Source organism: Nonomuraea sp. NPDC059023 (assembly GCF_042740095.1).
GTDB lineage: Bacteria > Actinomycetota > Actinomycetes > Streptosporangiales > Streptosporangiaceae > Nonomuraea.
Genome location: NZ_JBHYIO010000025.1, coordinates 83,395 through 104,397 on the forward strand (window position 1 = coordinate 83,395; position 21,003 = coordinate 104,397).

Genomic DNA, 21,003 nt, shown 5'->3' on the forward strand with positions numbered 1-21,003 from the left:
GGTTACCTGGTGGCGAGGAAGTAAGCGGACATCTCCATCGACGCCTCGACGACCTGGTAGTCGGGCTTGTGCCAGGTGGTCTCCTCGCCGCGGGTGCGGACCTTCTTGGAGTGGGTCCTCGGCGGCTGCTTCTTGCCGGGGTCCTTGGGCTGAGCCATGTGCACCTGCCTTCCGTGCGAAACGGGGGGTTACCCACGATCTGACTTCGGCAGAGGCGTTCCGTCAATCCCTGTGATCGGATCTATCGCCCGAAATTTCACCCGATCCCGCTAAAAGGCCCTCAACGCGCGGTCATCATCGGATGTCTACCCTGTCCCACCGACAGGCGATCGCCCTGTCACCCAGCACACGGCCTTGGTCTCCGCGCGGGTCAGTCGGCGAGGCCGTCCCAGGGACGGCGTTCCTGTGCCGCCGCCTGGCCCTCGGGGCAGTGGCGGCGGAAGTCGCACCAGCCGCAGATCGGCCCCGGGCTCGGCGCGAACAGGTCGTCCAGTTCCGCCGACACCACCGTCTTCTGCCCACCGGTGGCGGGCTGGAGCGGGCCGCCGGACTCGGGCCGCGGGGCCCTGGGTGCGGTACGGCCGGCCGTACCGGCACCGGAGCCGGAACGCGGCGCCGGGACGTCGGAAAGGGCCGCACGGTAGCGCTCGTCGGCGTCGGCGGCCTCCACGGCCATCTCCTCGGCCCGCGACAGGTGGCGGCGCAGGGTGTCGTCCGTGTGGCGCCACTCGACGATCTCGCCGGTCGGCAGGTGGTGGAGTTCGACCGAGTAACACGGGGTGCGCATCATCCTGGACGCCGCGATCGCGTAGATGGCCAGCGCGAGCGAGGACCGCGCGTCGTCCTGGGTGAGAGGGCGGCGGCCGGTCTTGTAGTCGACCACGACGAGTTCGTCACCGCGCCGGTCGAGGCGGTCGATCCGGCCGGAGACCGCGATGACCTTGGTCCGCGTGGCGACGGTGCGCTCAACCCCCACCGGATCATCCGATGGGTCCAGCGTGGCGACATATCCGGAAACGAGGTCGCGGGCCCGGCCGAGCCACTGCGCCGACTGCTCGCCGTCCCTGAAACCCTCGGTGATCCACCCGTTGGTGAGCAGGATCGCCGCCGTCAGCGGCGTCCTGCGCTCGTACGGCTCCCGCCACCACCCCGCCAGCGCGTTGTGCACGCTGGCGCCCACGGAGTTGTGCGCCCAGGCGGGCCCCTTGGCGGGCTGCGGCCGGTCAAGATAGGTGAACCGGTAGCGGCGGCGGCAGTCGAGCCACGTGTTGAGCCGCGACGGCGTGCACGAGTAGAGCCGCCGCGGCATCCCTTCGAGCGGAAGCTGGTCGTACACGCTCACTTGTCCGGGTTGAGCTTGATCCCGGCGATCTTGGACGCGTCGGTCAGCGGCCCCTCGGCCGGCGCCTCGCCGGTCTCCACCCGCGTGAGCGAGCCGGAGACCCAGTCGTCGAAGTGGGGCTCCAGGTCGCCGACGGTGACCTCGTCACCGTGGTTGGCCAGGATGCGCGTGGCATGCGGCAGCGTGAACAGCCGCCCGCCGATCGCGGTCAGCTGGTCGGCCAGCCGCGGATACTCCCCGGCCAGCTTGCCGGGGCCGTCGGCCTGCAGCGACTTGCCGCTGAAGACCACTTCGAGCGCCTCGCAGTACAGCGAGACGCCGCCGGGGGTGACGCCGGGCGTCTCCATGACGTCGAGCTGGACGTCGGCGACACCGAAGATGCCGTCGTCCTCCATGTCGATGTCCGGCCAGGTCTCCGACCAGGTCTCCCGCCACAGCGGCTTGTCCTTGGGGTGCAGCGCGACGACGGCCTCGTCTCTGCTGGCCACCTCGATCGCCGCGCCGACGTGGTCGGGCAGGCCGTGCGTGCAGATGACGGCCAGCACCTCCCGTTCGCCGACCTGCTCGAGAATCTTCTCCGCGTCCCGTGCGGGATCGACGACGATCACCTCGTCGTCGTCACCCACGATCCACGTGTTGTTCTCGACCTTGTACTCCACGCCGTCGACGTCGACGACGCCCTCGGTCACCACTCGCTCGATACGCGCTGTCACGCCACGAACAATACTGAGTTTTCTTCCAGTACGCCGTGTCCCGCCTGTTCGGATCTCCTGTCAAGCCAGCAATGACCTGATCGCGTTGATGATGAGCTGCACCGCCAGCGCAGACAGCAGCAGGCCGGCGATCCTGGTCACCAGCTCCACCCCGTTCTCCTTGATGACGCGGATGATGCTCACCGAGAACCGCATGAACACCCACAGCACCAGATGCACCGCCGCGATCGCCAGCCCGAGCGCGAGGATGCCGCCCGGCCGGCTCCCCGCCTGCTGGGCGAAGACGATGGTCGCCACGATCGCGCCCGGCCCGGCCAGCAGGGGTGTGCCCAGCGGCACGAGCGCCACGTTGACGTTCGAGCGCATGCTCTCGCTCGACGGCTGGGAGACCCCGCGCAGCAGCTCCAGGGCGACCAGGAGGAGCAGCAGGCCGCCGGCGATCTGCATGGCGGCGACCTCGACGTGCAGGTACGCCAGGATCGCCTGCCCGAACACGGCGAAGACCACGATCAGGCAGAAGGCGGTCACCGCGGCCTGCCAGGCGATGCGCCGGCGCTCCAGCGGGGAGCGTCCGCTGGTGTAGGCGAGGAAGAGGGGGATCACGCCGGGCGGGTCCATGATGACGAACATCGTCACGAACGCCTCGACGAAGAACCTGGTGCCGGACACCGCGCCCCCAACTGCCGGTTGGGGGAAGTGCTGCCGATCCTAGTCTTCCAGGCGCGGGGAGAAAGCACCGAAGGGCAGGTCGAGGTCATGCTCGCGCAGGTCGCGCAGGCTGAGCTGCAGCAGCGCGATCAGGCAGCCGGCCTCCGCGGGCCAGGCGATGGTCCACAGCCAGTTGCCCATGGCCTCACCGGCGTAGACGGCCCGGTCGGCGGCGCCGTTCACGCACCACAGGGCGCTCGGATGGCCGAGCACGTCGATCTTGGCGTTCGGCGGGCCGGAGTCGAAGCCCTCGCCGGGGTCGGGGCCGTCCAGGCCGGCGAAGGCGGCGCCCAGGCCCACTCCCGGCTCCTCGGCGATGACCAGCAGGTCGGCGGGGCCGCTCGTCACCGACGGGCCGCCGAGCGCCACGACGCTGGCCCGCCCGCCGCTACGGTCGTCACCCGCCTCGGCGAACCCCGTGACCAGCCACCCGGGCGGCAGCGGCCACGGCAGCCACACCGGCACCCTGGATGACTTGCGCAGTTCGTCCGCCGCGCCGGCGGACGGCTGCCACGGCGGCTGGTAGGGCAGGACGTCCCCGTGCGCGGCGCACCGCCAGGCGCTCGACCACACACTGGGCGCATGAAGCGGGCCAAAACACCGTGGACACGTTGGAGCCGCTCTCACAGCTACCCACGGTGCGTCGTCGGGCACGGTCCAGTCAAGAGCACAGGCCGTTATCCCGTCGTAATCTTGGAGTTGTGCGCGTAAATTGTGTCGGAGCGATAATTTTCGATGAGTTTGGACGCCTGCTGCTCATCCAGCGCGGCCACCCACCGGGCGAAGGCCTGTGGTCGTTGCCCGGCGGCCGCGTCCACCCCGGCGAGACCGACCACGACGCCCTCATCCGCGAGATCCGCGAGGAAACCGGCCTCACCATCACCCCAGGCCCGCTGACCGGCGCCGTCGACCGGCCGGGCCCCGGGCGGACCGTCTACGAGATCCGCGACTACCTCGCCACCCCCACCGGCGGCGCACTCACCCCCGGCGACGACGCCAAGGACGCCCGCTGGTGCGCCGCCGCCGACCTCGCCGTCCTCCCGCTGACCGACGGCCTCCTGGCCACCCTGACCTCGTGGAACGTCCTCCCCCGATGACCTAACCGGCCAGGCGGAACGTCCACAGGGTCAGGTGGTCGGCCGTGTACGTGGTCGAACGGCCCAAAGCCACCACCTGAGCGCCGCTGGTCGTGACCGCCGCCAGCCACTGCATGCCGTCCCCCAGGAGCCGCGGGTCCTTGAGGTCCTGCCTGGCCCAGGTCAGCCCGTCGGCCGAGATCCACGCGGCGCTGTCCGCCCCGCCGGGCTGACCGTGCCAGCCCACCGCCACCAGGCCGTTCTCACCGGCCGCCAGGTCGTGGACCGCCGCCGCCCGCTCGGCCGGCAGCCACGCGTACCGCCAGCTCGCGCCGCCGTCCTCCGAGGAGGCGGCGAACGCCCTGGACATCCCGCCGAGCTGCGCCGTACCGGTCGCCACCAGCATGTCGCCGAAGGCCACCACCTGCCGCAGCCCCGCCGAGGAGGCGTCCGGCGGCGTCGGGCGCTTGCGCGGGGTCCAGTTGAGCCCGTCCTTCGACGTCCAGACGACCGCGCTCTCCTGCTCGCCCATGCCCGAGCTGCCCACGGCCGCATAGCCGTCCGGGGTGGCCGCCAGGTCGAAGATGCGCACCCCGGCGCCGCCCTGGGGCAGCTTCTGGCTTCTGGTGAACTTGCGCAGGTCGGGCGTGAACCAGATGGCCGCCCCCGCCGAGCTCGGTCCCCGGTCCTCGCCGGCCAGGATGTAGCCCTTGTCGCCGGCGGCGACCGACTGCACGTCCAGGTAGGTGTGGCCGTCGGCTCTGGCGGGCGCGGGCGCCTGCTTCCAGGTACGGCCGTCGGCGCTGGTCACGATCAGCGGGTCGGTGGCCGAGGTGCCCGACTCGGTGGCGCCGGCGGCCAGCCAGCCGCGCCGGCCGTACACGACGTCGTTGAGCATCTGACGGCGTGGGCCGCCGAGGCTGGTCGAGGTCCAGTTCTGCCAGTCCTTGCTGGTCCAGACGCCGGCGTCGCCCGAGGCCGCGCCGACCGCGACGTACTGGCCCTTGGCGGCGGCCAGGCGGGTCGTCTCACGGGCGATCCGCGACAACCCCTCGATCCCGGCCAGCGGTACGCGCGAAGCCCTGCCCTTGGCCGGGGCGGACATCAGCACGAGCTGGTTGCCCACGTCCGCGGCCGCCTGGTCCCCGCCGCCGAACAGGAGCCCGGTGTCGGTCATGGTGAAGCCGCGCAGCGAGGCGCCGGCCAGGTTGCCGAGGTCGGCGCGCTTGGTCCAGGCACGGGCGTTGGTGGTGGCCAGCACCGTGTACTTGTCCGGCCCGTCCGGGCTGATCACCGCGACGCCGCCGCCGTACGAGATGGTGGTCTCGACGCCCGGACTCCGGCCGCCGAGGTTGATCGTGCCGCACTGGCCCCAGTCGGCGCCGCTGGGCGAGCAGTAGACCCGCACCTCGCCGCCGACCGGCGGGCGCCTGATCGGCACCAGCACGAACTGTTTCCCCAGCACCGCCAGCGAGCCCGCCCTCGGTTCCGCCTCGGGAAGCTGGAAACCGGTCGCCTGCCAGGTGAGACCGCCGTCCATCGAGCGCACCACGCGCGAGCCCTCACCCTGCGCCGGTTGCGCGAGCGCCAGCACGGTGTCGCCGCGCGCCACGACCGCGCGGAACTCACCCGCCTCAAGCCCGCGCAGGTCGACGCGCTGCCAGCTCCTCCCGTCCGGCGACTGCCACGCCGCGGGCCCGGTCGAGCCGTCCTCTCTCGCGGTACGGCCGGCCGCCACGAACCCGGAGGCCGTCCGCGCGATGTCGTGGATGTAGTCGCCCTTCCTGAAGGCGTCGTCCAGGGCCGCGGGCTCGACGGCGGTCCAGGCGGCGCCGTCGGTGCTGGTCCACAGGCCGTGCTCGACGCCGGTCTCGTCGCCGCCCGCCGCCAGCCAGCGGCCCGCGCCGCCGGTGACCCGGGTGGCGGTGGCGCTGGTTGACGCGCCCGCGGTGCCGAGCCGCCAGCTCTTGCCGCTGTCCTGCGAGTACAGGAACAACGGGCGCGGCGTCGGGCTCGTCGTGTCACTGCCGACGGCCACGACCGTCTTGCCCGCCGAGGCCATGGCGTTGAGCTTCTGGTTGGAGCCGTCGCTCGCGCCGGCCACCGTGAACACCTCGTCGCCCGAGCGTCCCGCCGCCGCCTCCAGCCGCAGGCCCGTCTGGGTGCCCGGCCCGCCGGAACTCCACCAGCGCCACCCGAGTACGCCCGCGCTCAGGGCGACGGCCAGGGCGAGCACGAACGCCACCGGCCCGAGCACCCGCCGTCGCCGCCGTAGCGGGCCGGCCCTGCGGAACGCGGCGGGCGCCTGGCCGCGGTGGTGCCGCCCCTGCCGGTCGGGGCCGGAGGCCACGAGCAGATCGGGCCGCGTGGGCCGACCGGCCGGCGGCCGTCCCACCCGTCGTACCGGCTCGTCCCGGCCCGGCCTCCCCCGCTCGTCCTCGGCCAGCGGCTCGTCTTCTGAAGCCGCACCACGGTAGCCGGGCACGTCCTCGCCGCCCCACCGGGCGACCTCGTCCTCGGCGCCGCCCCTCCAGGCGGGCGGGACCATGCCCTCCCGCTGGGGCTCGGCCGGCCGCGGGTTCTGGTACGGCCGCAGGTTCTGGTACGGCTGCGCCCCCCGCGCCCGCACACCCGGCTGGGTCGCCTCGCCCGAGTCCCACTCGGACGACGCCGCGACCTCAGGCGGCCTCTGCTCTTCCCACGCCCCTACCTCCGACGGTCCCGGCGCCCCTACCTCTTGCGGCCCCGGCTCCCCTGCCTCTGGCGGCCCCGGCACCCCGGCCTCCGCTGGGCCACGCGTCCCTACCTCCGCTGGGCCCCGCGTCCCTGCCTCTGGCTGGCCCGGCGCCCCTGCTTCCGATGAGCCCGGCGTCCCCGCCTCTGGTGGGGCCGGTGGGGTGGGGAGGGGGCGGGGTGGGCCGGAGGCGACGAGCTTGTCCGGGTGGCTGACGATACGGCGGGGGCGGCGGCGGGTGGGCTCGGCCTCCGGTTCCGCGGTGGGCGAGCTGTAGGGCCGGCGACCCTTCGGGGGTTCGGGGGGTTCGTCCTCGGGAGTGGGCGAGGCGAACGGAGGCAGCCCCCAGGGCGAGGCGAGCGGTACGCCGCGGGCCCGGTCGTCGGTGGGGCCCGGCGGGGTGTGCCGGATTCTCGGCTCCTCCGGAGGGCGCGGCTCGTCGTCGTCCGGCGGGTGCCGGGGCGGTTCGCTGGGGCCGGAGGCCACGCGGAGCACCTCCTCGTCGGGGGGGCCGGACCGTTCCAGTTATGCCGTCCTCATTGGCTGCCTATGTCGGCATAAAAACCGATCTAGCGCACGCAGGTACCTCTACCCCATCCCACAGAGATGATCACCTCCGGAATCCCTCAACACCCACGCATTCCAGAGCAACACGCCCAGCCCGGATTGGCGAGACCTCTCTAGTGAGATTCATAGCACCACTTTGCGATTTATCCCGAAAAAGCGTTGACTGACCGCTTTCGCGAGAGAAACAGCACCCCCAGCGTGTACACGCTCAACTGCACCACCGTCCCCGCCAGCGCCTGCCAGGGCACCGCCCCCTGCTCCAGCGCCTTGTCCAGCTCCTCGGCCGCCGCGCTGACCCCGAACGCCAGGACGTTGTTGACCACGTGCATCGCGATCGGCGCCTCCAGCCCCCCGGTACGCACCGCCAGGAACCCGGTCACCACCCCGAAGCTGAACACGTCGATCAGCCCCACCCACGTGTAACCGTGCAGAGAGGCGAACAGCACCGACCCGATGACGATCCCCCACCACGGGTTGTTCAGCCGCGCCCCGAACGCCTGCAGCAACCACCCGCGGAACATGTACTCCTCGGTCGCCGCCTGGAACGGCACCAGCAGCAAAATGATCACCAGCGCGGGGACGAACCCGCTCCACCCGGCCCACTTGAAGACCTCGTCCGTCCCCTCGCCGGTCACCACGAACACCGCGAGCTGGGCCACCTGTCCCAGGATCAGGGCCAGGATCGCCACGCCGCCGCACATGAGCATCCACGACCACCGCAACCGGCCGGCGACCGAGGAGAGCGTGCCGGGCCTGCGGCGTTGGATGAGCGCCGCCGTACCGTAGACGACCGGGAGCACGGCCGCGATCGACAGCAGCAGGAACACCAGCCCGAACAGCGGATCGCCGAAAAGCTGCTCCGGCTTCGTGGGCTGGGGCATCCCGAGGACCACCGACAGGACCGTGCCCACCAGCAGGACGATCAGCCCCACAAGGAAGAAGGCGACGCCGACCATCAGTGTGCCGACGATCGGGCGCCAGAGCTCGCCGGCGCCGTTGCGGGCCAGGTGGTCGTAGCGGGCGCCGCGTGGCGTGGGCAGGAACCAGGGCTGCCGCGGCGCGGGCGGCGGGTAGGGACCCGGCTGCGGGTGTGGCTGGCCGTACGGAATCTGGTTCTCCTGCATTCCATCATTCTGTCCGGCGGGTGAGCATTAGTTCACAGACGGGCTCCCGAAACGCGCGGATTCTTGATTGCGTAAGACGTTTCGACCCTGGGAGCCATGTCATGTCAAGGCTGGGACCTGTCATCACCCTGGCGGCGGGCGCGGTGCTCTTCGCCGGGCTCGGTGTCGCCAGCGTCACCGCGATCCCGGCGGCCCGAGAGACCGCCGCGGCCGCCTCCGCTGCGCCGACCACCGACGCGGCCACCGAGCCGCCGCCCCCGACGGAAACCGCGACCGCGAAGCCCACTCCGGCGCGTGCCGACTACGCCACCCGCGTCAAGGGCGGCCTCCTCGCGATCTCCGTGCGGAACGGCAAGGCCATCGCCTACTTCTGCGACGGCAGGACCGAGGCCTGGTTCAAGGGCAAGGCCGCCGACGGCGCGATCGACCTCGAAGGCTTCGGCGAGGCGAACGTCACCGCCGCGCTCGGCGGCGGCAAGGCCGCGGGCGAACTGGCCCTCGGCGGCAAGACCTGGGACTTCTCCGCGCCGCTCGTGAAGAAGCCCTCCGGCCTCTACCGCGCGAGCGCCGTGGTCAGAGGCGCCCAGATCAAGGCCGGCTGGATCATGCTGAGGAGGCCGGACGGCAACGGCTTCTACCAGGTGGGCCTGGCCGTCGAAGGGGAGAAGAAGACCCCCGCGCCCACCCTCGACACCACCCGGCCCAACGCCCCGGTGCGCCTGGGCGACACCACGCTCTACCCGCAGGACATCGAGGAGATCTCATGACCGCCGTCGAACCCCGCCGCGGCGGCCTCACCCCGCTGCTGGTTCCCCTCCTGCTCGGCGGCCTGGTCATGGTCGCCCTCGGCGTGTACGGCAGGGCCCACACCCCGACCGGCTTCGCGGTGGGCCCCGCCGGGTTCTCCGGCGCGCTGGCGATGAAGTCCTGGCTGACGACCGGCGCGTTCGTGCTGGCCTTCGTCCAGGTGATCTCGGCGCTGTCCATGTGGGGCAAGATCAAGATCCGGATCCACCCGGCGGTGCACCGCTGGTCCGGCCGGCTCGCGTTCGTCCTGACCATCCCCGTGGCCTTCCACTGCCTGTACGCGCTCGGCCTGCAGTACGACGTGCCCCGAGTCATGATCCACTCACTGCTCGGCTGCTTCTTCTACGGCGTCTTCACCGCGAAACTGCTAGCCCTGCCGAAGCGCGGTCTGCCCGGCTGGACCCTCCCGGTCCTCGGCGGCCTGGCCTTCACCGCGCTGGTCGGCCTCTGGCTCACCTCGTCGTTCTGGTTCTTCACCACGATCGGCGTCAAGGTGTGAACGTCGTGGTCCGGCGCAGCCCCGCGGCCCGTCCCTTGGCCGCCACGACCAGCGCCATCTTCCGCGACGCCTCGTCGATCATCTCGTCACCCAGCATGACCGCGCCGCGCCGTTCCACGGTGGTGTAGTACTCGTACGCCTCCAGGATCAGCTCGGCGTGGTCGTAGTCGTCCTGCGCCGGCGAGAACACCTCGTTGGCCGCCTCGACCTGCAACGGGTGCAGCACCCACTTGCCGTCGAACCCCAGCGCCGCCGCCCGGCGCGCGATGCGCCGGTACCCCTCGACATCCTTGATCTGCAGGTACGGCCCGTCGATGACCTGCAGATCGTGCGTCCTCGCGGCCATCAGCATGCGCATGAGGATGTAGTGATAGGCGTCGCCCTCGGTGTAGCCGGGCGGCTGCTCCCCCACCACCAGCGTGCGCATGTTGATCGAGGCCATGAAGTCGGCCGGCCCGAACACCAGCGTCTCCAGCCGCCCGGACGATCCGGCGATGGCGTCCACGTTCACCAGGCCACGCGCGTTCTCGATCTGCGCCTCGACGCCGATGCGCCCGACCTCGAACCCCATCGTCTTCTCGATCTGGGTGAGCAACGTGTCCAGCCAGACGACCTCGGTCGGGTCCTGCACCTTGGGCAGGATGATCGCGTCCAGGAACTCGCCCGCGCCCTCGACCACCTCGATCACGTCCCGGTACGTCCACATCGTGGTCAGGTCGTTGACCCGCACCGTACGCACCTTGCCGCTCCAGTCGCCCTCACGCAGCGCGGCCACGATGTTCTTGCGCGCCTCCGGCTTGGCCGCGGGCGCGACCGAGTCCTCCAGGTCGAGGAAGACCGCGTCCGCGGGGAGCGTCTGGGCCTTCTCCAGGAAGCGGGGGTTGCTGCCGGGCACCGCGAGTACCGAACGACGTGATCGCATGCGCACACGGTAATGGGTGGGGTGCGGGGTGGACAGGAGGGGTCCTGTCTATGGCGGCCATGGTTTCTTTGTCGGTCTCCGCTGTACGGATCCTCTAACGAGGTCTGCCAACAATGGGGGCCGAACGCTAGCAAAGGGAGTGAATCACCGATGGCATCTGTCCCCTCGGCCGCCGGGCGGCCCGCCGTGCTGTCCGACCTGCTGCCGGGCGCGCGCGTGCGCGACCTCGCCCTGATCGTCGGCGGCGCGGCACTGACCGGCCTGGCCGCCCAGGTCAGCTTTCCCATCCCCGGCTCTCCGGTGCCGGTATCGGGCCAGACGTTCGCCGCGCTGCTCGTGGGCGCGTCGCTGGGCATGAACAGGGCCGCGCTCAGCATGTTGCTGTACCTCGCGGCCGGGCTGGCCGGCGTGCCCTGGTTCGCCGACGGCAACACCGCGTGGGCGGGCAGCGGCCTGGTGCCGTCGTTCGGCTACGTGATCGGCTTCGTCGCGGCCGGCGTCCTGGTCGGCCACCTCGCCGCCCGGGGCGGCGACCGCACCCCCCTCCGCACCGTCGGCACCATGATCCTCGGCAACCTCGCCATCTACGCCTTCGGCCTGCCCGTCCTCATGGCCGTCACCGGCATGGACCTCGGCCGCGCGGTGGCGGTGGGCATCGTCCCCTTCCTCGTGGGCGACGCCGTCAAGATCGCCCTCGCGGCCGGCCTGCTTCCTGCCGCCTGGAAGCTGGCCGGCCGTTGATCCACGGCTAAAGTCGAAGGCGTGACCGTCATCGAAGAAGGCGCGAAGAAGTCCGGCGTCCTCTGGCTCACCCTCGACCGCCCGCGCCTGGCCTGGCACACCCTGCACGAAGGCGCCGTCTACCTGGTGACCGGGGGCGGCGAGCAGGAGTTGCCGGGCCTGGCCGAGCGCTCCGAGGTCCATGTGACGCTGCGCAGCAAGGACAACGGGGCACGGCTGGTGGAGTTCGACGCGCCGGTGACCGTGATCGACCCGTCGACGGAACCCGAGGCGGTGGCCGCCCTGGCCAAGGACCGCCTCAACGCCCCCGACACCGAGCATCTGGCGGAGCGCTGGGCGCGCGACTCCACGATCGTCCGCATCACCCTGCCCGCGAGCTAGGAGATCAGGCCGGGAGCCTGCGTACCCGAAGCACGTTGTCGGTGCGGGTGCCGGGCTCCCCGTCGGGGCTGTTCTGGCTGCGCTCGAACTCCGCGCTGCGCTCCAGCGCCCACTCGCCCTCGGGAAGCGCGAGCGACGCGTACACCTCCTCAGGCGTCGGGAAGTGCACGTCGTGTGGCGGCGTGTGCTGCCAGGTGGCCCACCCCGAGTGCCCGAGCACCAGCAGCACCCCGCCCGGCGCCACCGCCGCCGCCGCGGCCCGCAGAATCGCCTCCCTGGACATCTCGACCGTGCTGTGCAGGTACGCCGCCGAGACCAGGTCGAACTCGCCCTCAGGGAAGCTCTCCCCGAGCTGATGCCACTGAAGGTCGACCAGATCGGCCACCCCGGCCTCCTTGGCATGCTCCCCGGCCCGCTCCAGCGCCACCCGGGAGACGTCCACCCCCGTCACCCGCCACCCCCGCCGAGCCAGCCAGACGACGTCTCCGCCCTCACCACACCCCAGATCGAGCGCCCGGCCAGGGGTCATCCCCTCGACCTCGGTCACCAGCATCGTGTTGGGCTCGCCGCTCCAGATGCGCTGACTCTCGCTGTAGCGGGCATCCCAGAATTCCTCGTGTTCGCTCACACCCGCACTATTCGCCGCCCACCCGCAACCAGGCAAACCTCGTTGCCGAACCGGCAAACCAGCCGGAGTCAGGCCGCGTGCACCGGCTCGCGGACGGGGGCCGGCTGGGCGGTGGCGGTCTGGGCGAGCAGGGCGCCGCTCAGGACCGTCAGGCCGCCGATGATCTGGAACAGGCCCAGGGACTCGCGTAGCAGTGCCCAGGCGACTATGGCGCCTCCTATGACCTCCAGGGATGCCACCGTCGCGCCCACCGCGGCCGACAGGCGGCGGACGGCGTTGACGCCCAGGATGTACGCCATCACGGTGGCCACCAGGACCATCCACACGTACGCCCCGAGGACGGGCAGGGCCACTCCGCCGTTCGGGGCCACGGTCTGGGTGAAGGCGCTCCAGCGGATGTTCCACGGCTGGGCGAACGGGGCCAGGACGACTGCGGCGCCGATCATTCCCCATGCGATCAAACCCAGCGAGTCGATCTCCTCCCCGAAACTGTCGTTCATCAGGAAATATCCGGCGCAGCACGCCCCCGCCACCAACGCCAGCAACAACCCCAGAGCGTCCAAGCGCAGTCCCTGCCACACCTCGACCACCACGCCCAGGCCCACGACGGCCACCACCGCGCCGACGAACGCGGCCCGCGGCAGCCGTACCTTGCGCACGAAGCGGACCCACACCACCACCATCACCGGCGCCATGTACTCCAGCAGCAACGCCACCCCCACCGGCAGCCGCGTGATGGCCAGGAAGAACAACGCCTGCACCCCCGCCACCGCCATCACCGCATAGGCCGCGAAGAAGCCCCATTTGTCGCGCGGGATGCGCAGCGCCTGCGGCTTGACCACGGCCAGCACAGCCACGAGCAGCACTCCGGCACCGGCCATCCGCACCCAGACCGCCTCGATCGGCACCAGTCCGGCGGCGTTCAGGTACTTGGCCATCGGCCCGGAGAAGGCGAAACAACACGAGGAGACGAAGGCGATCGCCAGTCCCGCATACCGCAACGTCAACACATCCTGAGAGTAATGAGTGTTATGTCCGATGGATACTGACATGCCCTGTGGGCGAGGCGCAATGCCCGGCCGCCCTCACTCGTTTAGCCTGCTCAGGTGAGGATCTTCGTCGCCCGGCTGGCCGGGACCCCGGTCTTCGACCCGTCCGGTGACCAGATCGGCCGTGTCCGCGACGTGGTGGTGTCCCTGCGCCCCACCGCCGAGGGCACGCTGCCGCCGCGCGCGCACGGGCTGGTCGTCGAGGTGCAGCCGCGCCGTCGCGTGTTCCTGCCCATCACCCGGGTACGCGCCATCGAGACCGGAGCCGTGGTCTTCTCCGGACGGCTCAACATGCGCAGGTTCGAACAACGCGTCACCGAGACCCTGGCGATCGGCCAGCTCCTCGACCAGACCGTCACCCTCGACGACCGCCCCTGGATCGTCTACGACCTGGCCATGGAGCAGGGCAGGACCGACTGGACGCTCACCAAGGTCGCCATCTACCAGAAGGGCAAGCGGCGCGAGACCCGCGTCGTCGACTGGGGCGAGGTACGCGGCTTCGACGCCATGCAGCGCGACCAGGGCGCCGCCGGCCTGATCGCCGCCTTCGAGACCGAACGCGCCGCCGACCTGGCCAACGCGTTGCACGAGCTGCCGTTCAAGCGCCGGGTCGAGGTGGCCGCGGAACTCGGTGACGAACGCCTCGCCGACGTACTGGAAGAGCTGCCCTTCACCGACCAGATCGGCATCCTCACCACCCTCGCCCCCACCCGCGCCGCCGTCGTGCTGTCCGAGATGGGCCCGGACGACGCCGCCGACCTGCTCCAGGACCTTCCCGTCGAGCAGGCGGCGCAACTGCTGTCGCTGATGGAGCCCGGCGAGGCCGCGCCCGTGCGGCGGCTGCTCGACTACGACGAGGACACCGCCGGCGGCATGATGACCAGCGAACCGGTCGTGCTGCCGCCCAGCGCCACCGTCGCGGAGGCGCTCGCGCACATCCGCCAGCGCGACCTCTCGCCGGCCGTGGCCGCCCAGGTGTACGTGACCCGGCCGCCCACCGAGACGCCCACCGGCGCGTACCTGGGAGTCGCGCACTTCCAGCGGCTGCTGCGCGAGCGGCCGTCGATGCTGCTGGGGGCCACGCTGGACCACACCATCGACCCGATCAGGCCCGGGTTCACGCTGCCCGAGGTCACGTCCTACCTCGCCACGTACAACCTCGTGGCCGCGCCCGTCGTGGACGAGGGCGGCAGGCTGGTCGGCGCGGTGACCGTGGACGACGTGCTCGACCACCTGCTGCCCGAAGACTGGCGGGAGCGACATGCCACGTGAGCGACTCGACCAGCCGCGCGAGCTGAGGCGCTCGATCCGGCCGCACTACGACCCGGAGGACTTCGGGCGGCTGTCGGAGCGGATCGCCCGCTTCCTCGGCACCGCGCGGTTCCTCGTGTACATGACGGTGTTCGTGCTGTGCTGGGTGCTGTGGAACGTGCTCGCGCCGGCCGCCGTCCGGTTCGACGAGTACCCGTTCATCTTTCTCACGCTGATGTTGTCGCTGCAGGCGTCGTACTCGGCCCCGCTCATCCTGCTCGCCCAGAACCGGCAGGCCGACCGCGACCGCGTGCAGGGCGAGCAGGACCGTCAGGCGCGGGAGGCCAGCCAGGCCGAGCTGGAGTTCCTGACCCGGGAGATCGCCGGGCTCAGGATCACGCTCGGCGAGATGGCCACCCGCGACTTCATCCGCTCAGAACTCCAGCAGGCCCAGCAGGTCAGGACTCCTCAGTGAGGCCCAGCTTGGCCAGCATCGCCCGGCAGCGGCTCAGGTCCTCCTCGCTGAGCGGGTCGAGGAACTGGGTCCTGACGCCGCGCAGGTAGGTGGGGGTGGCGTCGGCCAGCCGTACCTCGCCTTCGGGGGTGAGCACGGCGAACAGGCCGCGCGCGTCGCTCGCGCACGCCTCGCGCGCGACGAGCCCGTCGCGCTGCAGACGGTCGATCAGGCGCGTGAGGCCGCTGCGCGAGAGGAGCACGCGGTCGGCCAGGTCGTTCATCCGCAGCCGCCGCTCCGGGGCCTCGGCGAGCTGCATCAGCACGTCGTAGGACGCCAGCGGGAGGTCGTGGGCGACGAGCAGCTCGGCCTCCAGGTGGCGGGCCACCCGCACCTGCGCACGCTGCAGCGCCCGCCAGACCTCGAGCTCCCGGACGTCGAGGCCCTCGTCGCGCAGAACAGTCACGGAGTAACCTTAGAACGTTGCACGCACATCTATACAGCAGCGACTTGCCTCGGGTTCATACGATGGAACCCGTCATCCATAAACCACAAAGGAGTGCCGAGATTTCCATGGCACCGACGCAGGAACTGGTGACGGCCGCCCTCGCCACCGTCATCGACCCGGAGATCCGCCGCCCGATCACCGATCTGGGCATGGTCAAGAGCGTAGACATCGCCCCCGACGGCGCCGTCCGCGTCGGCGTCTACCTCACCGTCGCCGGCTGTCCGATGAAGGACACCATCCGCCGCGACGTCGTCAACGCCGTGTCCAAGGTCGAAGGCGTCGCGGGCGTGGAGCTCGAACTCGACGTGATGAGCACCGAGCAGCGCAAGGAGCTCCAGACCAAGCTGCGCGGCAACAAGGGGCCCGAGAAGGAGATCCCCTTCAACCAGCCCGGTTCGCTGACCCGCGTGTTCGCGGTCGCCTCCGGCAAGGGCGGCGTGGGCAAGTCCTCCGTCACCGTCAACCTCGCGGCCTCCATGGCCGCCAACGGCCTCAAGGTCGGCATCGTCGACGCCGACATCTACGGCCACAGCATCCCCCGCATGCTCGGCGCCGCCGAACGGCCCACCAAGGTCGAAGACATGATCATGCCGCCGGTGGCGCATGACATCAAGGTCATCTCGGTCGGGATGTTCAAGCCCGAGGGCAACACGCCGGTGGTCTGGCGCGGCCCGATGCTCGACCGCGCCCTCCACCAGTTCCTCGCCGACGTGTACTGGGGCGACCTCGACGTCCTGCTCCTGGACCTCCCGCCAGGCACCGGCGACATCGCCATCTCGGTGGCGCAGCGCCTGCCCGGGGCCGAGATCCTGGTCGTGACCACCCCGCAGCAGGCGGCCGCCGAGGTGGCCGAGCGGGCGGGCTCGATCGCCGCCTCCACCCACCAGCAGATCGCCGGCGTGATCGAGAACATGTCCTGGCTGCCCTGCCCCCACTGCGACGAGCGCATCCCGGTCTTCGGCGAGGGCGGCGGCCAGAACGTGGCCGACGCGCTGACCCGCACGCTGGGCGCCCGCGTGCCGCTGCTGGGCCAGGTGCCGCTGGACATGCGCCTGCGCGAGGGCGGCGACGAGGGCAAGCCGCTCGTCATCACCGACCCCGACTCCCCGGCCGCCACGGAGCTCCGCTCGATCGCCGACGCCCTGAGCAAGCGCGCGAACAGCCTCAAGGGCATGCAACTCGGCATCTCGCCCACCGCCCGCTGACGCCGTTCTCCAGCTCTCCGCCGCGTCTGCCGCGTCGGCCCTCCGCCGACGCGGCGCGCGCCGTTTAGAGGCGCTGTGGGCGCTTTCTGGGGTTCTCTTTCAACCGCCCCCATCCGTTACGGCAAGCCGCCCCCACGCCACCCGCCGACACGGGCGGGCGCCGATCGTGGGGATCGCTTCTCACGTCGCACAAATGACCCACCGCAACGGCCACACTTGACCAGGACCCGCCCAGGGCTTTTGGGCAGGGCGGTAAGGGGTCGACACGCACGCCAGACAGGACGGGCGGCAGGTGGGTCGGGGTTAGGTGGCTTCGGAGTCGTAGGGCGGGAGTTCGCCGTAGCCGAGCTCTTCCAGAGGCTCCGGCGCGTACGGAGCGGCGGCGACCGGCTCAAGCTCCTGCTGAGGCCGGTCGTTCCAGGAATCCTCGATGTCGTCCAACAGGTGCTTACGGACGAAGTTCTTGGGATTGAGGTCGGCCGGATCGAAATTGGAGAACTCCGGGCCCAGCCCGGTCCGCAGGTCGTCGCGGGCGTTGGTGGCCATGCGGCGGAGGTTGCGCAGGGTCTGACCCGCCTGCGAAGCCACCTGGGGCAGCTTGTCGGGCCCGAACACCAGCAACCCGATGACGACGAGCGCCCCGATCTCCGCCCACCCGAGTCCGAACACCTGAACTCCTACCGCAGTCCAACTGGCTCCGGGGACAACCCCGGCCACTCCCAGACTAAGGGTTCGCAAGGCCACTTAGAACGCCCACCCACCTGCCAAGACGATTCCCAAGATCAACCCCCAACCAGCCGACACCCCCCAACCCCACCCCAGGACAACAACCCACAACCACCCCAACCACCCGGCAACCCCTCCAAACCCACCACAAACCCACAACCCCACCCCACCGTGCAGCCGTGTAACCGGGCCGCCGTATCGCGGGGCCGCCGTACCGCGGGGCGCCTGGCCGCCCGCAGGCCGCGGAGCCGCAGGGCCACCCGGCCGCCGGGCTCCCGGACCGCCGGACCGCAGGACCACCCGGCCGCAGGGCTCCCGGACCGCCGGGCTGCCGGACAGCGGGGCTGCCGGGTCGCGGGACCGCCGGGCTGACCAGGACCGGCCGTGTGAGCCGGGCAAGCGTGGTCGTGCGAGCAGGTCAACCTGCCCGTGTCAGCCGGTTACGTCGGGCCGTTGCGGTGGGTCATTTGTGCGACGTGGGAAGCGATCCCCACGATCGGCGCCCGCCCGCGTCGGCGGGTGGCGGTGGCGCGGCTTGCCGTAACGGAAACCGCACGAACAAGCACCGCACGAACAAGCACCGAGTCCACGCCTACAGACGATGCGCGAAGCGACGCTTCATGGAGAGGAGAAAGGCTCGCCGGTCACGACGGCGACGGGGAGGGGGTTTCGTCGGCGACCACGGTCAGGGTGGCGGTGCGTTCCTGGCCGGCTCGTTCGTATTTTACGGTGATTTTGGAGCCGGGGGCCTTCGCGCGGATCAGGGCGATCAGTTCGTTGCCGTCCTGGAGGCGCAGGCCGTCCATTTCCAGGATGACGTCGCCGGCCTTCAGGCCCGCCTTCTCGGCCGGGCCGCCGGCGTCCACGGGCTGGCGGCCCTGGTCCGGCTCGGAGGCGATGCGGACGCCCTGGCCCCGGTAGTTCTTGTCCAGGACGATGCCGATCCGGGGGCGCTTGGCCTTGCCGGTGGTGATCAGTTCCTGGGCCACCCGGCGGGTCTGGTTGACCGGGATCGCGAAGCCCAGGCCGATGCTGCCGCCCTGGCTGGAGGACGAACGGCTCAGCGTCGCGATCGCCGAGTTGACGCCGATGACCTCGCCCTTGGCGTTGACCAGCGGGCCGCCCGAGTTGCCGGGGTTGATGGCGGCGTCGGTCTGGATGGCGGAGATGTACGCGGGCTCCTCGGCCGCCCGGCCGCTCTCGTCTCCGGCGATGACCGGGCGGTTCAGGGAGCTGACGATGCCGGTGGTGACGGTGCCGCTCAGGCCCAGCGGGGAGCCGATCGCGATGACCGGGTCGCCGACGACGACCTGGTCGGAGTTGCCGAGCGTGATCTCCGGGGTGCCGAACGTCTGTTCCGGCTTCACCACTGCCAGGTCGGAGCCCGGGTCGCGGCCGACGATGCGGCCCGTGGTGGTCTTGCGGTTGGCGAACATGATCTGGATCTCGCCGCCGCTGGCCGCCATGGCGACGACGTGGTTGTTGGTGACCACGTAGCCGTCCTTGATCAGGAAGCCGGAGCCGCTGGCGCCCTCGGCGCCGCCGTTGCCGACCTCCAGGGACACGACGCTGGGCAGGACACGCGAGGCGACGCCCGCCACCGACTCCGGAGGCCGGTTGATCGCGCCGCTGGGCGCGGGGCCGAGCGTGTAGGAGGGGTCGGTGCCGCCGCCCGACCTGGTGAGCAGGTACGTGCCGACGCTGCCGAGACCGGAGGCGATCAGCGCGATGGCCACGGCCACGGCGATCAGCCCGCCGGTGCCCAGGGCGACCTTGCGCTGCGGTACTCCCGCGCCGGGGCCGGGCGGCGGGGCCCAGCCGGAGCCCATGCCCAAGGCGTTCTGGGGTGGCGGAGGCGGCGGGGTCTCGCCACCGTACTGCGGGGAACTGTAGACGGCGGTGTCGCCCTGCCGGGGCGTGCCGCCGCCATAGCCCGCGTAGGAGCCGGAGTAGGGCGGCGGGCCGAACGACGGCTGCGCGGGCGTCCCGAACCGGGGCTCCTGCTCGCCGGTCGGGCCGCCGAACGTGGGCGCGGCCTCACCGTATGAGCCGTACGAACCATACGACCCGTAGGGCGGGTCGGAGGGCGGGTTGCCGAACGTGGGAGGCGGCTGGTCGCCGGGCCCGCCGTACGACGGTGGCGGGTTGGCGGAGCGGCCCGACGGGTCTCCCCAGGCGCCTTGCTCCTCGCCCGCGGGCAGAAACTCCGGCCGCTCCTGCGACTCGGGGGAGTCCGACGGCATGCGTCCTTCAGTGGGGCGCGTCTCGTCGGTCATCTAAGTCTCACCACTCCTCGCTCGGACACCGCAATCCTGGCGTGAACGGCATACGTGGGTCATAAGCCCCTGTAAGGCCCGAACCCCGATCGTATGCCCCTCTCACCGACGACTACGCCATCCTTCGAGTATCCCAGGCCAATGGCCCAGGACATCACGGGGTGTTGCCCGGCGCCTGCTGAACCTGGAAGAGCTCGACCGGCGGCGGGCTGCCCACCTCGGCGGTGCTGTTGACGGCGAAGAAGGTGCCGAGCGCGACCGCGGCGGACATGACGCCCACGGCCACGTAGGCGCCGCGGCGCCTACTCCCCCGTCCAGGGCCGGAAGTACCACCGAAGGCGTCCCTTCGCGGCCGGTTGTCCAAAGGGGAGATGCTGTGCGGACCCGGGAGCGGCACCCCTCCAAACGTGGGAGGGAAAGGGCGTTCGCGCGGCGGCAGCGGCCCACCCGGTTCGGACATCCGCAGCAGTGACATGGTCAGGTCGGCGGGCATGGCCGGGCCGTCGAGCGAGCGCAGGCGCGACTTCAGCGCCCGCATCGACTCGACCTCCCTTCTGCATTCGGCGCAGAAGGTGAGATGGGCCAGCGCCCGTTCGCGCTCGACGTGGCTCAGTTCGCCGTCGACGAGCGCGGAAACACTCTCTCCAAGATGAGACATTCCTAGCCTTCCTCCCCACGGATCACGGTCGGGGGGAGTTCAGCGCCTCGGGGCGCCCGATGTTCGAGCGACTCCCTCAGCTGTGCCCGGCCACGATGAATACGGCTCCGGACCGTACCCAGCTTCACGCCGAGCGTGGCCGCGATCTCCTCGTACGACAGGCCTTCGATGTCACAGAGCACCACCGCGGCACGGAACTCGGGGGCGAGCGCGTCAAGCGCCGCCTGAACGTCGGCCTCGAAGTGCGCGTCGTCCCACGCCTGCGCCGGAGACGGTTCACGACCGCGCAGCCGTTCCGCCGCGTCGTCCGCCAATCCCTCGAATCGGATGCGCTGCTTGCGCCGCGCCATGTCAAGGAACAGGTTCGTCGTGATCCGGTGCAGCCAGCCCTCGAACGTGCCGGGGGTGTAGCTGGACAATGACCTGAATACCCGGACGAAGACCTCCTGTGTGAGGTCTTCGGCGTCATGGACATTGCCGGTCAGCCGGTACGCCAGCCGATACACGCGCGCGGAGTGCGTCCGCACGACCTCCTCCCAGGTGGGAGGAGTCCACTCAGACACCTGGTGGTCGCTTCCGTCCACCAAGGCTCCTCTCTTTGGGACCACCGCTACAGCCATAGTGCCTGGTTTCG

Annotated in this window: 23 protein-coding genes; 8 read left to right on the forward strand and 15 right to left on the reverse strand. The window is 71.0% G+C overall.

Features of this window, described 5'->3' with window-relative positions; translation table 11 throughout:
- Positions 1-2 precede the first annotated feature (2 nt).
- From ACFWYW_RS35810 to ACFWYW_RS35830, 5 genes are all read right to left on the reverse strand, one after another.
- Positions 3-158 (reverse strand): pyrroloquinoline quinone precursor peptide PqqA, encoded by a 156-nt coding sequence (locus ACFWYW_RS35810; RefSeq protein ID WP_184967953.1) that lies wholly within the window; start codon positions 156-158, stop codon positions 3-5.
- A 212-nt stretch (positions 159-370) separates the two neighbouring features.
- Complete coding sequence (locus ACFWYW_RS35815; RefSeq protein ID WP_379610546.1) at positions 371-1,342, reverse strand: RecB family exonuclease; 972 nt, start codon at positions 1,340-1,342, stop codon at positions 371-373.
- The gene (locus ACFWYW_RS35820) at positions 1,339-2,055 is read right to left on the reverse strand and encodes an MBL fold metallo-hydrolase (RefSeq protein ID WP_379610547.1); all 717 of its coding nucleotides are present in this window, start codon (positions 2,053-2,055) and stop codon (positions 1,339-1,341) included. Before ACFWYW_RS35820 ends, ACFWYW_RS35815 begins: the two co-directional genes overlap by 4 nt.
- 60 nt (positions 2,056-2,115) lie before the next feature.
- Entirely contained in the window at positions 2,116-2,724 is a 609-nt protein-coding gene (locus tag ACFWYW_RS35825; RefSeq protein ID WP_379610548.1) for a MarC family protein, read from the reverse strand.
- 39 nt (positions 2,725-2,763) lie between these two features.
- Positions 2,764-3,417, reverse strand: a complete 654-nt coding sequence (locus ACFWYW_RS35830) for a DUF6758 family protein (RefSeq protein WP_379610549.1) — start codon at positions 3,415-3,417, stop codon at positions 2,764-2,766.
- A gap of 47 nt (positions 3,418-3,464) precedes the next feature.
- Between ACFWYW_RS35830 and ACFWYW_RS35835 the strand changes: the two genes are divergently transcribed.
- The gene (locus ACFWYW_RS35835) at positions 3,465-3,860 is read left to right on the forward strand and encodes an NUDIX hydrolase (RefSeq protein ID WP_379610550.1); all 396 of its coding nucleotides are present in this window, start codon (positions 3,465-3,467) and stop codon (positions 3,858-3,860) included.
- Between the two features lies 1 nt (position 3,861).
- On the opposite strand, the gene ACFWYW_RS35840 is transcribed toward ACFWYW_RS35835, so the two are convergent.
- On the reverse strand, positions 3,862-6,468 hold the full coding sequence (locus tag ACFWYW_RS35840; protein WP_379610551.1) for a hypothetical protein: 2,607 nt from the start codon (positions 6,466-6,468) through the stop codon (positions 3,862-3,864).
- An 815-nt stretch (positions 6,469-7,283) separates the two neighbouring features.
- Positions 7,284-8,264, reverse strand: a complete 981-nt coding sequence (locus tag ACFWYW_RS35845; RefSeq protein ID WP_379610552.1) for a CPBP family intramembrane glutamic endopeptidase — start codon at positions 8,262-8,264, stop codon at positions 7,284-7,286.
- 101 nt (positions 8,265-8,365) lie between these two features.
- Here ACFWYW_RS35845 and ACFWYW_RS35850 point away from each other — a divergent pair, with 101 nt between their 5' ends.
- Both ACFWYW_RS35850 and ACFWYW_RS35855 read left to right on the forward strand, forming a co-directional pair.
- On the forward strand, positions 8,366-9,031 hold the full coding sequence (locus ACFWYW_RS35850; protein WP_379610554.1) for a hypothetical protein: 666 nt from the start codon (positions 8,366-8,368) through the stop codon (positions 9,029-9,031).
- A complete protein-coding gene (locus tag ACFWYW_RS35855; protein ID WP_379610556.1) occupies positions 9,028-9,570 on the forward strand; it encodes a DUF6529 family protein in 543 nt (180 codons plus the stop codon). Before ACFWYW_RS35850 ends, ACFWYW_RS35855 begins: the two co-directional genes overlap by 4 nt.
- On the opposite strand, the gene ACFWYW_RS35860 is transcribed toward ACFWYW_RS35855, so the two are convergent.
- The gene (locus tag ACFWYW_RS35860; RefSeq protein WP_379610557.1) at positions 9,560-10,492 is read right to left on the reverse strand and encodes an HpcH/HpaI aldolase/citrate lyase family protein; all 933 of its coding nucleotides are present in this window, start codon (positions 10,490-10,492) and stop codon (positions 9,560-9,562) included. The two genes, ACFWYW_RS35855 and ACFWYW_RS35860, sit on opposite strands and share 11 nt — an antisense overlap.
- 150 nt (positions 10,493-10,642) lie before the next feature.
- Here ACFWYW_RS35860 and ACFWYW_RS35865 point away from each other — a divergent pair, with 150 nt between their 5' ends.
- Positions 10,643-11,233, forward strand: a complete 591-nt coding sequence (locus tag ACFWYW_RS35865; protein WP_379610558.1) for a biotin transporter BioY — start codon at positions 10,643-10,645, stop codon at positions 11,231-11,233.
- A gap of 21 nt (positions 11,234-11,254) precedes the next feature.
- A complete protein-coding gene (locus ACFWYW_RS35870; RefSeq protein ID WP_379610559.1) occupies positions 11,255-11,614 on the forward strand; it encodes a hypothetical protein in 360 nt (119 codons plus the stop codon).
- Positions 11,615-11,618: 4 nt separating this feature from the next.
- On the opposite strand, the gene ACFWYW_RS35875 is transcribed toward ACFWYW_RS35870, so the two are convergent.
- Entirely contained in the window at positions 11,619-12,242 is a 624-nt protein-coding gene (locus ACFWYW_RS35875) for a class I SAM-dependent methyltransferase (RefSeq protein ID WP_379610560.1), read from the reverse strand.
- A gap of 68 nt (positions 12,243-12,310) precedes the next feature.
- Positions 12,311-13,252: a DMT family transporter gene (locus ACFWYW_RS35880; protein WP_379610561.1), complete on the reverse strand. Its 942-nt coding sequence runs from the start codon at positions 13,250-13,252 to the stop codon at positions 12,311-12,313.
- Positions 13,253-13,348: 96 nt separating this feature from the next.
- Here ACFWYW_RS35880 and ACFWYW_RS35885 point away from each other — a divergent pair, with 96 nt between their 5' ends.
- Both ACFWYW_RS35885 and ACFWYW_RS35890 read left to right on the forward strand, forming a co-directional pair.
- Entirely contained in the window at positions 13,349-14,563 is a 1,215-nt protein-coding gene (locus ACFWYW_RS35885) for a magnesium transporter MgtE N-terminal domain-containing protein (RefSeq protein WP_379610563.1), read from the forward strand.
- A complete protein-coding gene (locus tag ACFWYW_RS35890) occupies positions 14,553-15,017 on the forward strand; it encodes a DUF1003 domain-containing protein (protein ID WP_379610564.1) in 465 nt (154 codons plus the stop codon). Before ACFWYW_RS35885 ends, ACFWYW_RS35890 begins: the two co-directional genes overlap by 11 nt.
- Here ACFWYW_RS35890 and ACFWYW_RS35895 read toward each other — a convergent pair.
- On the reverse strand, positions 15,001-15,462 hold the full coding sequence (locus ACFWYW_RS35895; protein WP_379610566.1) for a MarR family winged helix-turn-helix transcriptional regulator: 462 nt from the start codon (positions 15,460-15,462) through the stop codon (positions 15,001-15,003). The two genes, ACFWYW_RS35890 and ACFWYW_RS35895, sit on opposite strands and share 17 nt — an antisense overlap.
- A gap of 107 nt (positions 15,463-15,569) precedes the next feature.
- Between ACFWYW_RS35895 and ACFWYW_RS35900 the strand changes: the two genes are divergently transcribed.
- The gene (locus tag ACFWYW_RS35900; protein WP_379610567.1) at positions 15,570-16,709 is read left to right on the forward strand and encodes an Mrp/NBP35 family ATP-binding protein; all 1,140 of its coding nucleotides are present in this window, start codon (positions 15,570-15,572) and stop codon (positions 16,707-16,709) included.
- Positions 16,710-17,012: 303 nt separating this feature from the next.
- On the opposite strand, the gene ACFWYW_RS35905 is transcribed toward ACFWYW_RS35900, so the two are convergent.
- From ACFWYW_RS35905 to sigE, 4 genes are all read right to left on the reverse strand, one after another.
- Positions 17,013-17,378: a sec-independent translocase gene (locus tag ACFWYW_RS35905; RefSeq protein ID WP_379610568.1), complete on the reverse strand. Its 366-nt coding sequence runs from the start codon at positions 17,376-17,378 to the stop codon at positions 17,013-17,015.
- Positions 17,379-18,079: 701 nt separating this feature from the next.
- Positions 18,080-19,711 (reverse strand): trypsin-like peptidase domain-containing protein, encoded by a 1,632-nt coding sequence (locus ACFWYW_RS35910; protein WP_379610569.1) that lies wholly within the window; start codon positions 19,709-19,711, stop codon positions 18,080-18,082.
- A 154-nt stretch (positions 19,712-19,865) separates the two neighbouring features.
- Positions 19,866-20,369, reverse strand: a complete 504-nt coding sequence (locus ACFWYW_RS35915) for an anti-sigma factor family protein (protein ID WP_379610570.1) — start codon at positions 20,367-20,369, stop codon at positions 19,866-19,868.
- A 2-nt stretch (positions 20,370-20,371) separates the two neighbouring features.
- Complete coding sequence (gene sigE / locus ACFWYW_RS35920) at positions 20,372-20,989, reverse strand: RNA polymerase sigma factor SigE (protein WP_184967914.1); 618 nt, start codon at positions 20,987-20,989, stop codon at positions 20,372-20,374.
- Positions 20,990-21,003 lie beyond the last annotated feature (14 nt).

Coding starts and splice junctions, on each gene's coding strand:
- ACFWYW_RS35850 (WP_379610554.1), top strand. CDS start 8,366: ATGTCAAGGCTGGGACCTGTCATCACCCTGGCGGCGGGCGCGGTGCTC.
- ACFWYW_RS35910 (WP_379610569.1), bottom strand. CDS start 19,711: ATGACCGACGAGACGCGCCCCACTGAAGGACGCATGCCGTCGGACTCC.
- ACFWYW_RS35900 (WP_379610567.1), top strand. CDS start 15,570: ATGGCACCGACGCAGGAACTGGTGACGGCCGCCCTCGCCACCGTCATC.
- ACFWYW_RS35855 (WP_379610556.1), top strand. CDS start 9,028: ATGACCGCCGTCGAACCCCGCCGCGGCGGCCTCACCCCGCTGCTGGTT.
- ACFWYW_RS35915 (WP_379610570.1), bottom strand. CDS start 20,369: ATGTCTCATCTTGGAGAGAGTGTTTCCGCGCTCGTCGACGGCGAACTG.
- ACFWYW_RS35865 (WP_379610558.1), top strand. CDS start 10,643: ATGGCATCTGTCCCCTCGGCCGCCGGGCGGCCCGCCGTGCTGTCCGAC.
- sigE (WP_184967914.1), bottom strand. CDS start 20,989: ATGGCTGTAGCGGTGGTCCCAAAGAGAGGAGCCTTGGTGGACGGAAGC.
- ACFWYW_RS35845 (WP_379610552.1), bottom strand. CDS start 8,264: ATGCAGGAGAACCAGATTCCGTACGGCCAGCCACACCCGCAGCCGGGT.
- ACFWYW_RS35860 (WP_379610557.1), bottom strand. CDS start 10,492: ATGCGATCACGTCGTTCGGTACTCGCGGTGCCCGGCAGCAACCCCCGC.
- ACFWYW_RS35810 (WP_184967953.1), bottom strand. CDS start 158: ATGGCTCAGCCCAAGGACCCCGGCAAGAAGCAGCCGCCGAGGACCCAC.
- ACFWYW_RS35890 (WP_379610564.1), top strand. CDS start 14,553: ATGCCACGTGAGCGACTCGACCAGCCGCGCGAGCTGAGGCGCTCGATC.